Here is a 15075-nt window from a genome sequence, read left to right on the forward strand (position 1 = left end):
GATGGGTGGAGCAAACAACAGGAGCGGCCATCGGGTTTGGCGCAATGCGCGCCTGGCGACCATGGCCGAGGGTGCGGCCGGTCTCGGCATCGTCGAGAAAGGCGCGGTCGCCGCGCGTGACGGGCTTATCGTCTATGCCGGCCCCGAAGCCGACATGCCGGCTGCGGCCGGGCAGGGCGCCGAGACCGTCGATTGCGCTGGACGCTGGATCACCCCCGGCCTGATCGACTGTCACACGCATCTTGTCTATGCGGGAAACCGCGCCAATGAGTTCGAGATGCGGCTGGACGGCGCCACATATGAGGAAGTGGCACGCGCCGGCGGCGGCATCGTCTCCTCGGTCACGTCGCTGCGCGCCGCAAGCGAAGACGACCTTGTCGCCCAGACGCTGCCGCGGCTCGACGCGCTGATCGCCGAAGGCGTCACCACCGTCGAGGTCAAGTCCGGCTACGGCCTCGATGCCGAGAATGAGAAAAAGTCGCTGCGCGCCGCCCGCCGTCTGGCCAATGGGCGTCCGGTGACAATCCGCACCACTTGTCTCGCCGCCCACGCCCTGCCGCCGGAAGCCAAGGGCGACAAGGATGCCTTCATCGATCTCGTCTCCGGCACGATCCTGCCGCAAGTCGCCGCCGAAAAGCTCGCCGACGCGGTCGATGGTTTTTGCGAGGGCATCGCCTTCTCGCCGGAGCAAATGGCGCGCGTGTTCGATAAGGCAAAGGCGCTCGGCCTGCCGGTAAAACTCCACGCCGACCAGCTGTCCAACCTGCATGGCGCAGCGCTTGCCGCCCGCTATGGAGCCTTGTCCGCCGACCACCTCGAATATACGGACGAGGAAGGAGCCGAAGCGATGGCCAAGGCCGGCACCGTGGCGACCATCCTGCCCGGCGCTTACTACTTCATCCGCGAGACCAAGAAGCCGCCGGTCGATCTCTTTCGCCGCCACGGCGTGAAGATGGCTGTCGCCACCGACTCCAATCCCGGCACGTCGCCGCTCACCTCGCTGCTGCTCACCATGAACATGGCCGCGACGCTGTTCGGCATGACCGTCGACGAATGCCTCGCCGGCGTCACGCGCGAAGCCGCGCGGGCGTTGGGCTTGCTTGAACAGACCGGCACGCTGGAAGCCGGCAAATCGGCCGATCTCGCCATCTGGGACATCGAGCGCCCGGCCGAACTCGTCTACCGCATGGGCTTCAACCCGCTCCATGCCCGTATCTGGAGAGGACAATGACCGAACTTACCCTGACGCCCGGCAACGCCACGCTTGCCGACTGGCGCGCCATCTATCGCGGCGCCATGCCGAAACTCGACGATGCCTGCCGGCCGAAGATCCGGGACAGCGCCGAGGCGGTCGCCCGCATCCTCGCCAAGGGCGAACCGGTCTATGGCATCAACACCGGCTTCGGCAAGCTGGCCAGCGTCCGCATCCCGGCAAACGACCTCGAAACGCTCCAGCGCAACATCGTGCTCTCACATGCCGCCGGCGTCGGCGAGCCGATGCCCGTCGCCGTGGTGCGGCTGATGATGGCGCTGAAACTCGCCAGCCTGGCCCAGGGCGCATCCGGCGTGCGGCCCCAGACCATCGAATTGCTGGAAGCAATGCTCGCCAACGACGTCATTCCGGTGGTGCCGGCGCAAGGCTCGGTCGGCGCTTCCGGCGACCTCGCGCCGCTTTCGCATATGACCGCCGTCATGATCGGCGTCGGCGAATGCTTTACCCCGCATGGCCGGTTCCCGGCCAAGGTGGCCTTCGTCTCGCATGGACTGGAGGCGGTGACATTAGGCGCCAAGGAGGGTCTCGCGCTGCTCAACGGCACGCAGTTCTCCACCGCCTTCGCGCTCGCCGGCCTGTTCGAGGCCGAGGTTCTTTACCAGTCGGCGCTGGTCGCCGGCGCGCTGTCGACCGATGCCGCCAAGGGTTCCGACGCCCCCTTCGACCCGCGCATCCATCTGTTGCGCAAGCATCGTGGCCAGATCGAGACGGCGGACGCGCTGCGTAATCTCATGGCCGGCAGCGCCATTCGTGAATCACACCGTGTCGGCGATGAGCGCGTGCAGGATCCGTACTGCCTGCGCTGCCAGCCGCAGGTGATGGGCGCTGCGCTCGACGTGCTGCGCAAGGCCGCCGACACGCTCGAGGCGGAAGCCAACGGCGTCACCGACAACCCGCTGATCTTCGCCGAGGACGACACCGCGCTGTCAGGCGGCAATTTCCACGCCGAGCCGGTGGCCTTCGCCGCCGACATGATCGCGCTTGCGGTTTGCGAGATCGGCTCGCTGTCGGAGCGTCGCATCGCCATGCTGGTCGATCCGGCATTGTCCGGCATGCCGGCCTTCCTGACGCCGAAACCAGGTCTGAACTCCGGTTTCATGATCCCGCAGGTGACGGCAGCTGCGCTCGTTTCCGAAAACAAGCAGAAGGCCTACCCGGCGAGCGTCGATTCCATTCCGACGTCGGCCAACCAGGAAGATCATGTCTCGATGGCCGCCCACGGCGCGCGCCGGCTGCTCGGCATGATCGAGAATGCGACCGCCGTCATCGGCATCGAATTGCTGGCCGCCGCGCAAGGCTGCGATTTTCACGCGCCGCTTGCATCCAGCGAGGCGCTGGAGGCGGTGCGCAAATTGGTCCGGGCCGAAGTCCCGCATCTCGACAATGACCGCCATTTCCATCCCGACATGGAGAAGGCGATCGCCATGGTCCGCAGCGGCGCCGCGGTGAATGCGGCGGGTGCCGTGAAGCTGCCGGGGATCGCGTCGTGAGAGCGCTCTCCAGGCTAGATCGAGTTCCTTCGTGCCCCCCTCTGGCCTGCCGGCCATCTCCCCCTCTAGGGGGGAGATCAGCAGCGGCTTTGGCGCCGCTCTTCCTTCAACGCAGGCGATTGGCGAAAGCCGTCGTGACATCTGATCTCCCCCCAAGAGGGGGAGATGTCCGGCAGGACAGAGGGGGGCGCCGTAGGGCGCCAACGTATGGAGGTCTCTCATGACCTCACCCAATTGGCTCACCGTCACCCAGGGCACCGCGCCGCTGCTGGTTTCGATCCCGCACACCGGCATCGACCTCGCCGGCCTCGACTCGCACCTCGTCTCGACTTGGCTCGGGCGGCGCGACTGCGACTGGTGGATCGACAAGCTCTATGATTTCGCCGCCGACCTCGGCGCAACCGTCGTGCACACCGCCATCTCGCGTACCGTTATCGACGTCAACCGCGATCCGTCGGGCGTTTCGCTCTATCCCGGGCAGGCGACGACCACCCTTTGCCCGACAGACACGTTTGACGGCGATCCGCTCTACCGCATGGGTGAGGAGCCGAGCCCATCCGAGATCGACCAGCGCCGCGAGACCTATTTCGAGCCTTACCATGCCGCCCTGCAGGCCGAGATCGACCGGCTGCGCGGCATACATGACAAGATCGTGCTCTATGACTGCCATTCGATCCGCTCGGTGCTGCCCCGCCTGTTCGACGGCACGCTGCCGGTCTTCAACCTTGGCACCAATGACGGCAAAAGCACCGATCCCGTGCTGCAGGAAAAAGTGGCCGCCATCCTGGCCGCGACCGGCGAGACCTGGGTGGTCAACGGCCGCTTCAAGGGCGGCTGGATCACCAGAAGCTTCGGCCGGCCCGGGAACGGCGTGCATGCGCTGCAGATGGAGCTCTCCAACCGCGGCTACATGCGCGAGCCTGCGGAAAAAGGTTCGCCGGAAAATTGGCCGGTGCCTTACGACCCAAGCTATGCCGCGCCGATCCGCGCCACGCTCAAAACAATCCTCGAAACCGCCATTGACTGGGCCGGGCGCTGACGCGCTGCCCGCCTTGCTTGAAAGGGACAATGATGACCGATCCTCGTCACAACATCCGTGAAGTGCGCGCCCCCCGCGGCGACAAGCTCAACGCCCGCTACTGGACGACGGAAGCGCCGCTGCGCATGCTGATGAACAATCTCGATCCCGAGGTCGCCGAGAATCCGAACGAGCTCGTCGTCTATGGCGGCATCGGTCGGGCGGCGCGCACCTGGAACGATTTCGACCGTATCGCCGCGTCGCTGAAGACGTTGGGCGAGGACGAGACACTTCTGGTGCAGTCGGGCAAGCCGGTCGGCGTCTTCAAAACCCACGCCAATGCGCCGCGCGTGCTCATCGCCAACTCCAACATCGTGCCGCACTGGGCGACTTGGGAGAAGTTCAATGAGCTCGATAGGAAGGGCCTGATGATGTACGGCCAGATGACGGCCGGCTCCTGGATCTATATCGGCACGCAAGGCATCGTTCAGGGCACCTACGAGACTTTCGTGGAAGCCGGCCGCCAGCACTACAATGGCGACCTCAAGGGCAAATGGATTCTCACCGGCGGCCTCGGCGGCATGGGCGGCGCCCAGCCTCTGGCCGCCGTCATGGCCGGCGCTTCCTGCCTCGCGATTGAGTGCAACCCGGACTCGATCGATTTCCGCCTGCGCACCCGCTATGTCGACGAGAAGGCCGAGACGCTCGACGAAGCGATGGACATGATCAATCGCTGGACCAAGGCCGGCGAAGCAAAATCGGTCGGGCTTCTCGGCAACGCCGCCGAGATCGTGCCGGAGATGTTCAAACGCGGCATCCGCCCCGACATTCTCACCGACCAGACCTCGGCGCATGACCCGATCAACGGCTATCTGCCGAAGGGCTGGACGATGGCCGAGTGGCGCGAGAAGCGCATCTCGGATCCGAGGGCCGTCGAAAAGGCCGCCCGAGCATCGATGCGCGAGCATGTCGAGGCGATGGTGGCGTTCTGGAACGCCGGCGTGCCGACGCTCGACTACGGCAACAACATCCGCCAGGTCGCCAAGGACGAGGGTTTCGAGAACGCCTTCGCTTTCCCGGGCTTCGTGCCGGCCTATATCCGGCCGCTGTTCTGCCGCGGTATCGGTCCGTTCCGCTGGGCGGCGCTCTCGGGCGATCCGGAGGATATCTACAAAACCGACGCCAAGGTGCGCGAGCTGACCCCCGGTAATACGCATCTCCACAACTGGTTGGACATGGCGCGCGAGCGCATCTCGTTCCAGGGATTGCCGGCGCGCATCTGCTGGGTCGGTCTCGGTGATCGCCATCGCCTCGGCCTCGCTTTTAATGAGATGGTGGCCAAGGGCGAGCTCAAGGCGCCTGTCGTCATCGGCCGCGACCATCTCGATTCCGGCTCGGTCGCCTCGCCGAATCGCGAGACCGAAGCGATGAAGGACGGCTCCGACGCCGTTTCCGACTGGCCGCTGCTCAACGCGCTGCTCAACACCGCGTCGGGCGCGACCTGGGTGTCGCTGCACCATGGCGGCGGCGTCGGCATGGGCTTCTCGCAGCATGCCGGCATGGTCATCGTCGCCGACGGCACGGCTGACGCGGCAAAGCGCCTGGAGCGCGTGTTGTGGAACGATCCGGCGACCGGCGTCATGCGCCATGCCGATGCCGGCTACGACATCGCCATCCAGTGCGCCAAGGAGCACCAACTGAACCTGCCGGGCATCCTGGGCTAGAGCATGATGCCGAAAAGTGTGAAGCGGTTTTCGGACAACATCATGCTCCTCACCAAAAAGACAGAGCCGGATGATTTCAGGTCGAATCGACTTGAAGTCGTCCGGGTCTGAGCCAAATGCGCATCCTTCGTGCCGCCGATTACCGCGTCATGCCGTGGAAGAATGGCGGCGGCACGACGACCGAAATCGCCGTTTCGCCCGGCGGCGCCGGGCTCGAGGATTTCGACTGGCGCGTCTCGATGGCCCGGGTCGATACGAGCGGCCCGTTCTCAAGCTTCGCAGGCATAGATCGAACACTGTCGGTGCTGGAAGGCGAAGGGATCGTTCTCGACATTGCCGGCCAGGCGCCGGCGCGGTTGACCATGGCCTCGGCGCCGCTCGCCTTTCCGGGCGACGTGCCGACCGGCGCGGCGCTGATCGGCGGCCCGATCACCGATCTCAACATCATGACCCGCCGTGGCCGCATGACCCATGAGGTCGAGCGCCGGTCTTTCACCGCCGAGATTCGGATCGCGCCGCGCGCCGACACCACGCTCGTTCTTGCCGTCGGTGCCGGCGCCACGCCCCTCACGGACGATGGGCCGAGCCTCGGACCGCTCGACACGCTGATCCTCGACCGCGACAGCCCGGAATTGCGGCTTCAGCCTAAGGGGCGGGGCCTGCTTTTCGTGATCGGGCTCCACCGCCTCGCCGCCAACCATTAACGGCTGTTGCCAAACATGATCGCGGCTTGGGCGAATTATCGCCCGGCCCCTTGCATGTACCACGAAAAAGCCCGAATCCTTGCCCTGATCCAACCGGGGGCGGAGAGCGAGGGGCGTTCGCCCACGAGCTGTCGAAAGGGCACGCCCCGGTTGTGGTGCGCAAAACAAACTTTCGGCCGATCAGTGATGCAACCAATTGCAATTGAACCGGTTTTAGGGCCATTGCCGTGGCGGTGACGCCGCATTGCGCCCCCGCTTACGGAATTTTCAATGAACATTCAGACCAATCCCAACAAGATCGAACAGACAAGCGCCGGCTTCCCGGCGGCGACGGACGCGCCGATACGCTCCAATTTCCTGCCTGAGGACCGGCTGCGTGGCTTGGGCGTCGCGCTCGCCAAGGGCGAGGTCAAGGAATTGTTCGGCCTCGCCCCGTTCGAGTTCCAGGCACGCATCCGCGATAGCGCCAAGAAAATTCTCGAAGTCTACCGCTCGACCAATGCGGCGCAGGCCAAGGGCGAGACCATCACGCCGGCCGCACAATGGCTGCTGGACAACAATTACCTCGTCGAGGAGACCATCTTCCAGGTCAAGCGCGACCTGCCGCGCCGCTTCTACCGGCAGTTGCCGACGCTCACGCTCGGCGACGGCACGGTGCTGCCACGCGCCTTCGTCGTGGCCTGGAGCTATGTCGAGCATTCCGACAGCTCCGTCTCGGCCAACATGTTCAAGGCGATCGTCGAGGGTTTCCAGTCGGTCGAGCCGATGAAGATCGGCGAGCTCTGGGCGCTGCCGTCGCTGTTGCGCTTCGTGCTCATCGAGAACCTGCGCCGCATCGCCGTGCGCGTCGAGCGCACCAGGCAGATGCGCCAGACCGCCAACGAGGTCGCCGACCGGGTTCTGGCGACCGACGACAATGCCGACCGCACCAGGATCCTATCGAACTACAGCGCGCATGCGCAGGACACCACCTTCGCCACCCAACTGCTCTACCGCCTGCGCGACGGATCGCAGAACGCCGGCCGCGCGCTGGAATGGCTGGAAGGCGAGCTCGAAAAGACCGGTTCCGATGCCGAGGAGATCATCATCTCCGAGCATCAGACGCTGTCCTCGGGCAATGTCACCACCGGCAACATCATTCGCGGTCTGCGCCTCATCAATGACGTCGACTGGACGGTCTGGTTCGAGGGCGTCAGCCGCATCGACACGCTGCTGCGCGACAAGACCGATTTCGCCAACCTCGATTTCTTCTCGCGCGACCAGTACCGCACCGCGATCGAACAGTTGGCGCGCCGCTCGCATCTCTCCGAGTACCGCGTCGCCGAAAAGGCGATCGAGCTTGCCGGCCACACACCCGGCCTCACCGATGCGTCCGGCGTGCCGGAAACAGCGGACCCCGCCGTGCACACCGATGTCGGCTTCTTCCTGGTCGGCCCGCGCCGGCAGGAGCTGGAAAGGGCGATCGGCTACCGGCCGCCTTTCTATGTGACCTTCAAACGAGGCTTTGCCAGCGCCGGCTGGCTGGGCATCGTCGTGCCGGTTTTCCTGTTGACGGCGCTGCTGCTGGTGCTGTCGGGCAGGGCGCTCGCCAATCTCGGCCTGTCGGTGGAATCGATCACGCTGATGCTGGCGCTGTTTGCCGTTCCGGCCAGCGAAGGCGCGCTGGCCTTCTTCAACACCGTGGTGGCGCTGTTCCTGAAACCGACCAGGCTTGTCGGCTACGATTACAACAAGCACGGCATCCCGGCCGAATCGCGCACCTTGGTCGTGGTGCCTTCGCTGATCGGCTCGCGCGACGACGTCGAGGAAAACATCCGCAACATCGAGGTGCACCACCTCGCCAACACGGCGGACGAGATCCGTTTCGCGCTGTTGTCCGACTGGCCGGATTCCAAGACCGAGATCGACGTCGCCGACATCGAGATCCTGCAATATGCCCGCGACGAGATCGCCAGGCTCAACGCCCGCTATCCGTCCGAAGGTTCGCCGCGCTTCTACCTCTTGCATCGCCGCCGGCTCTATAACCAGGCGCAGGGCTGCTGGATGGGCTGGGAGCGCAAGCGCGGCAAGCTGCATGAGCTGAACCTTCTTTTGCGCGGCGACAGCGATACCACCTTCCTGCCGCTCGACGTCCCGCTGCCGGAAAACGTCGTCTATGTGATGACGCTCGACGCCGACACGCGCACCACGCGCGACGCGGTTTCGGACCTGGTCGGCAAGCTCGCCCATCCGCTGAACCGCCCGCATTTCGATCCGGTCAAGCGTATCGTCACCGCCGGCTACACCATCCTGCAGCCGCGCATCACCGCTTCGCTCACCAGCGGCGACGACGCCTCCTTCTTCCAGCGTGTCTTCTCGGCCAATCGCGGTCTCGACCCCTATGTCTTCGCGGTCTCCGACCTCTACCAGGACGTCTTCGGCGACGGCTCCTTCACCGGCAAGGGCCTCTATCATATCGACGCCTTCGAAGCGGCGCTGAAGAACCGCATCGACGAAAACACCATCCTCAGCCACGATCTGCTCGAAGGCGCGCTGGCACGCGCCGCGCTGGTCACCGACGTCGAGCTGGTCGAGGACTATCCGACCCGCTACTCGGTCGACGCCTCGCGCCACCACCGCTGGGCGCGCGGCGACTGGCAGCTGCTCGGCTACATCTTCGACCCGCGCTCCGGCGTGCCTGCGCTGTCGCGCTGGAAGATGGTCGACAATCTGCGCCGCTCGGTCACCCCGATCTTCTGGGTCATGGCCTGCGTTGCCGGCTGGACGCTGCTGCCCTTCACCCAGGCGGCGCAGTGGCAGGCTCTTATGATCCTCAGCCTGTTCATGGCGCCGACCTTCGACATCGTGAACGGCATCCTGCCGAAGAGCGGCGACCAGACGCCGCGGGGCCATTTCTCCGCCTTGGCCCGCGATACCGTGTTCGGCACCGCGCTCGTGGCATTGAAAGTGCTTTTGATGGCGCATCTCGCCTGGATGATGGGCGATGCCATCATCCGCACCATCTATCGGCTCTTCGTCAGCCGGCAAAATCTTTTGGAATGGCGTACCGCCTCGCAAGCCGCCAAGGGCGGCAACGATCTCGGCGCCTATTATGGCATGATGTATGGCGCGGTGATCATCGGCGTCGTCGGCCTGGCGATTCCGGTGCTGGCCGATTCCACCGGCGCCTTCGTCGCCTTCTTCTTCGCCATCTTCTGGATCGCTTCGCCCGCCGTCGCCTGCTGGATCAGCCGCTCGGCCGAGACCGAGGACAGGCTGCGCATCTCGACCGCCGACATCCACGCGCTGCGCACCTTCGCGCGCCGCACCTGGCACTATTTCGAGACCTTCGTGACGGCCGAGCAGCATCACCTGCCGCCGGATAATTTCCAGGAAAGCCCGGCGCCGGTTGTGGCGCCGCGCACCTCGCCGACCAATATCGGTGTCTATCTGCTCTCGGTTGTATCGGCGCGCGATTTCGGCTGGATCAGCCTGTCGGACGCCATCACCCGCATCGACGCCACGATGACGACCATCGAGAACATGCCGCGCGATCGCGGCCATCTCTATAACTGGTATGACACCACGACACTGAAGCCGCTCTATCCGCTCTACATCTCGGCGGTCGACAGCGGCAATCTCGCTGGACATCTCGTCGCGGTGGCGGCGTCCTGCGCCGAATGGGCCGAAGCGCCATCCGTGCATCTGCAAGGCGATTTCGAAGGCATCATCGACACCGTCACCATCCTTGACGAGAGCCTGGACGAGCTGCCGGACGACCGCCGGCAACTGCGGCCGCTGCGCCAGCGCCTTGCCGACCGTCTCGACGGCATGCGTCGCGCGGTGGCGACCATCAAGGCGCAGCCCGAGATGGCGTCGATCCGCACCATCAACCTTGCGGTACTGGCGGGCGAAATCCGCAAGCTCGCCACCGCCATCCACACCGAGGCGGCATCGCCGAAGAGCGATGTCATTGCCGATTGGGCGGCCAGGCTGGAAGCGACCTGCGAGGCGCATGTGCACGACTCGCACAATGACGATAGCGCGGTCGCCGCTCTGCGCGCCAAGCTGCTCGCCTTGCGCGAGCGCTGTCGCCGCTACGCCTTCGAAATGGATTTCTCCTTCCTGATGCGGCAGGAGCGCAAGCTGCTCTCGATCGGTTACCGCGTCGAGGAGCGCCAGCTCGACGAGAGCTGCTACGACCTGCTTGCTTCCGAGGCGCGGCTCACCAGCCTGTTCGCCATCGCCAAGGGCGACCTGCCGACCGAGCACTGGTTCCGTCTGGGACGGCCGATCGTCGAGATCGGCTTCCAGGGCGCGCTGATGTCCTGGTCGGGCTCGATGTTCGAGTATCTGATGCCGCCGCTGGTGATGAAGGAGCCGCAGGGCTCGATCCTCAACCAGACCAGCAAGCTCATCATCAAGCGCCAGATCCAGTATGCGCGTTCCAAGAACGTGCCCTGGGGCATTTCGGAAGCGGCCTACAACGCCCGCGACCGCGAGCTCACCTATCAGTACACCAATTTCGGCGTGCCCGGGCTCGGCCTGAAGCGCGGCCTTGGCCAGAACACCGTGATCGCGCCCTATGCGACGATCCTGGCCGCACAGTTCAATCCGCGCGAGGCGGTGCAGAACCTGCAGCGGCTACGTTCGATCGGCGCGCTCGGCCGCCACGGCTTCTACGACGCGGTCGATTTCACGCCGCAACGCGTGCCCGAAGGCACCGACCACGCTGTGGTGCAGAACTATATGGCGCACCATTCCGGCATGACGATCGCGGCGGTAGCCGACGCTATTTTCGAGGGCCGGCTGCGCGAGCGTTTCCACAGCGACCCGGTGATCGAATCGGCCGAGCTTCTGCTGCAGGAGAAGGCGCCGCGCGACATTCCGACGGCGACTGTCAGGACGGAAGCCGACGAGCGCTCCAAGGACGAGACCGAGGCCGAGAGCCCGGACAGCCGTGTCGTGCTCGATCCGATCAAGGCGCTGCGGGCGACCAACGTCATGTCCAACGGCCGCTATTCGGTCATGGTCACCGCCACCGGGTCCGGCTACAGCCGCTTCGGCGAGCTTGCCGTCACCCGCTGGCAGCCGGATCCGAGCGAGGATCGCCTCGGCTCCTATATCTTCCTGCGCGACGCGGCGACCGGCGACTGGTGGTCCGCTACCGCGGAGCCGAAGCGCGCCGAGGGCGAGCGCGTCCAGACGCTGTTTGGCGACGACAAGGCGAGCTTCACCAAGACGGTGGGTTCGCTGCGTTCGGAAGTCGAATGCATCGTCATTTCAGAAGGCAATGGCGAAGGCCGCCGCATCACACTCTACAATGACGGCGCCACCGACCGGCACATCGAAGTGACCTCCTTCGCCGAGCTGGTGCTCGGCAACGAGACGTCGGACAACGCGCATCCGGCGTTCTCCAAGATGTTCGTCGAGACCGAGATCGCGCCGAACAACAGCGCGATCTTCGCCACAAGGCGCAAGCGCGACAACAACGATCCCGACCTCACCATGGTGCATTTCGTCACCGACCCGTCCGGCCCGTCGCGCGATGCCGAGGCCGAGACCGACCGGCGCGCCTTCATCGGCCGTGGCCGCACCATCGCCGATGCCGTCGCCTTCGACCCCGGCGTCAGGCTTTCGGGTAGCCAGGGCTTCACCCTCGACCCGGTAGCGGCGCTGCGCCGCCAGGTGCGCGTTCCGGCCAACAAGAAGATATCGCTGACCTTCTGGACCGCCGTCGGCGCCAATCGCGGCGAGCTCGACGAGGCGATCGCCCGTCTCGACCACCAGGAGAGCTTCGCCCGCCAGGCCATGCTTGCCTGGACGCGCAGCCAGGTGCAGACGCGCCATCTGGGGCTCAGCCTCACCGACGCCGCCAATGTGCAGAAGCTGGCGCGCTATTTGATCTATCCCGATCCGTTCCTGCGCCTGCCGGCGGAATCCATAGCGTCGGGCCTCGGCCGCCAGTCGAGCCTGTGGCCGACCAGCATCTCCGGCGATTTCCCGATCTTCCTCGTGCGCATCGGCGACGTCGCCGATCTCGAGATCGTCGCCCAGGCGCTCCGCTTCCAGGAATATATGCGGGCGCGGGGCATGATGATCGACTTCGTCGTCGTCAACGAGCAGGCCTCGTCCTATGTGCAGGACCTGCAGCGCGCGGTGGAGACGCTGTGCGAGAACAGCCGCCTGCGCGGCCGTGAGCTCGGGCCCCGCCAGCACATCTTCGCGGTGCGCCGCGACCTGATGGACGAGCCGACCTACAAGACCTTGCTGTCGGTGGCGCGGGTCGTGCTGCACACCCGCAACGGCACGATCTTCGATCAGCTCGAACGTGCCGAGACGGCGGCGCTCCAGGCCCGCGACGCCTTGATGCAGGCCGAGGGCGGCACACCGCGCGAGCCCGTTCCACCGCTGCCCTTGCCGGTGCCGGCAAGCCGAAGCGGAGCCGATATCGCCGCCGACGGCAGCGGTCTCAGCCTCTGGAACGGCTTTGGCGGCTTCGACGGCGACGGCCGCCACTATGTGACGCGGCTGACCGGCCGGCGTTCGACGCCGCAGCCCTGGATCAACGTCATCTCCAACGCCTCGTTCGGCTTCCACGTCTCGGCCGAAGGCGCCGGCTTCACCTGGAGCCGCAACAGCCGCGACTACCAGCTGACGCCGTGGTCGAACGACCCAGTGTCGAACCGGCCAGGCGAAGGCTTCTATATTTTCGACCAATTGAGCGGCAAGGCCTTCTCGCCGATGGCTGCGACGGTTCGCGATCCATCGATGACCTATGAGACCTGGCACGGCCAGGGCTTCTCGACCTTCCGCTCCAAGCGCGGTTCGCTGTCGATGGACCTGACGCAGGTGGTCGATCCCACCGATCCTGTGAAGATCACCCGGCTGCGCATCCAGAATGCCGGCCCGGCACCGGCGCGGCTGCGCATTTACGCCTATGCCGAATGGGTGCTGGGCGGCCATCGCTCGCGCACGGCGGCGACCATCGTGCCGTCGCGCGACGCTGCCACCGGCGCCATGCTGGCGCAGAATCCCTATGGCCTCGACTTCGGCGAGCGTGTCGCCTTCCTGGCAGCCAGCCATCCTGTCCATTCGGTAACCGCCGACCGCAGCGAGTTCATCGGCAGGCACGGCACGACCGAATATCCGCAGGCCGTGCTTGGCGGGCTTGCGCTTTCCGGCCGCATCGAGGCGGGCGACGATCCCTGCGCTGTCGTCGCCAGCGACATCGACATTCCCGCCGGCGGCGACGTGACACTGTCCTGGCTGCTTGGCGACGCTGCCACGCCCGCCGAGGCGAGCGCGCTGGTGCAGACCCATCGCGGCAAGGATTTCGATCAGCGCCTGGCCGATAACGAGCGCGTCTGGCGCGGCTTCCTCGATACTATCCAGGTCGAGACGCCCGACGAAGCGATGAACGCCATGGTCAACCATTGGCTGCCTTACCAGAGCCTGGCCTGCCGCATCCGCGCGCGCTCGGCCTTCTACCAGGCGAGCGGCGCGTTCGGCTTCCGCGACCAGTTGCAGGACACGCTCTCGCTTCTGGCGCATGACTCGAAGCTGGCGCGCGACCAGATCCTCAACGCGGCGCGCCGGCAATTCCCGGAAGGCGACGTGCAGCATTGGTGGCTGCCGCGCACCGATGCCGGGGTGCGCACGATGATCTCGGACGACGTCGTCTGGCTGGCGCACGCGACGGCCCGCTACATCGAGGTGACGGGCGATGCCGGTATCCTCAAGGAGCAGTTGCCCTTCATCGACGGGCAGCAGCTCGGCGAGGGCGAGCATGACGCCTTCTTCACGCCGGAGATCAGCAAGAACACCGCGCCGCTCTATGAACATTGTGCGCGGGCGCTCGATCTCGCGATCAAGCGCAGCAGCCCCGCCGGCCTGCCGCTCATCCTTGGCGGCGACTGGAACGACGGCATGAACCGTGTCGGCGAGGGCGGCAAGGGCGAGAGCGTGTGGCTGGGCTGGTTCCTGCTGAAGACGCTCACCGACTTCGCGCCTGTCGCCAAAGGGCAGGGCGACACCAAGCGGGCGCAGGCCTGGACCAAGCACGCGGACGCGCTGAAACGGGCCCTGGAAAGCACCGCCTGGGACGGCCAGTGGTATCGGCGCGGCAGCTTCGACGACGGTACGCCGCTCGGCTCGCACAATTCGGACGAGTGCAGGATCGATTCCATCGCCCAGTCCTGGAGCGTGCTGTCGGGCGAGGGCGATCCTGCCCGTTCGACGACGGCCATGGAACAGGCGACCAAGATGCTGGTCGATGACGAGCTCAAGATCGTCAAGCTGTTCACGCCGCCCTTCTCGAAAAGCGAGAAGGATCCCGGCTATATCAAGAGCTATCCGCCGGGGGTGCGCGAGAATGGCGGCCAATACACCCATGCCGCGACCTGGTTCGTCATCGCGCTCGCCGAAATGGGCCGCACCGACGAGGCTTATCGCTGCTTCTCGATGCTGAACCCGGTCAACCACGCTTCGGACGAGGCGGCGGCCGAGCACTATCGCGTGGAACCCTATGTCGTGGCCGCCGACATCTATGCCGGCGAAGGCAAGGGCGGCCGCGGCGGCTGGACCTGGTACACGGGCTCGGCCGGCTGGCTTTACCGCGCCGCGGTGGAGGGCATTCTCGGTATCGAGCGGCGCGGCAAGGAGATCACGTTTAGGCCGAAGCTGCCCGGGCACTGGGACGGCTACGCCGCGACGCTCAAGATGTTCGACGGCGAGATCAAGCTTCGTGTTATCCGCGACAAAAAGACCAAGTCGATCTCGCTAGAAGTCGATGGTTCGAAGAAAAAATCGGCCTCTTTCGAACCGAAAGCCGGCGACAAGACCGAGGTCGTCGTCAGGATACCTGCGTAAAATCAAAGGTTTGGTT

The 15075-nt window shown here is 65.5% G+C and carries 6 protein-coding genes; all 6 read left to right on the top strand.

Annotation, left to right across the window (positions count from 1 at the left end; genetic code table 11):
* Position 1: 1 nt before the first annotated feature.
* Complete coding sequence (gene hutI, locus LB520_RS10320) at positions 2-1231, top strand: imidazolonepropionase (RefSeq protein ID WP_224637416.1); 1230 nt, start codon at positions 2-4, stop codon at positions 1229-1231.
* Entirely contained in the window at positions 1228-2763 is a 1536-nt protein-coding gene (hutH, locus tag LB520_RS10325) for a histidine ammonia-lyase (RefSeq protein ID WP_224637417.1), read from the top strand. The genes hutI and hutH overlap by 4 nt, the downstream gene beginning before the upstream one ends.
* A gap of 220 nt (positions 2764-2983) precedes the next feature.
* Complete coding sequence (hutG, locus tag LB520_RS10330) at positions 2984-3802, top strand: N-formylglutamate deformylase (RefSeq protein ID WP_224637418.1); 819 nt, start codon at positions 2984-2986, stop codon at positions 3800-3802.
* A gap of 29 nt (positions 3803-3831) precedes the next feature.
* Positions 3832-5505, top strand: a complete 1674-nt coding sequence (gene hutU / locus LB520_RS10335) for a urocanate hydratase (RefSeq protein WP_224637419.1) — start codon at positions 3832-3834, stop codon at positions 5503-5505.
* A gap of 116 nt (positions 5506-5621) precedes the next feature.
* Positions 5622-6209 carry a HutD family protein gene (locus tag LB520_RS10340; protein WP_224601725.1) on the top strand — a complete coding sequence of 196 codons (588 nt, stop codon included), beginning with the start codon at positions 5622-5624 and terminating at the stop codon, positions 6207-6209.
* A gap of 270 nt (positions 6210-6479) precedes the next feature.
* Positions 6480-15059, top strand: a complete 8580-nt coding sequence (locus LB520_RS10345) for a GH36-type glycosyl hydrolase domain-containing protein (RefSeq protein WP_224637420.1) — start codon at positions 6480-6482, stop codon at positions 15057-15059.
* The last annotated feature ends 16 nt before the right edge of the window (positions 15060-15075 follow it).

The sequence above is a fragment of the Mesorhizobium sp. CA12 genome (assembly GCF_020165255.1).
Taxonomy (GTDB): domain Bacteria; phylum Pseudomonadota; class Alphaproteobacteria; order Rhizobiales; family Rhizobiaceae; genus Mesorhizobium.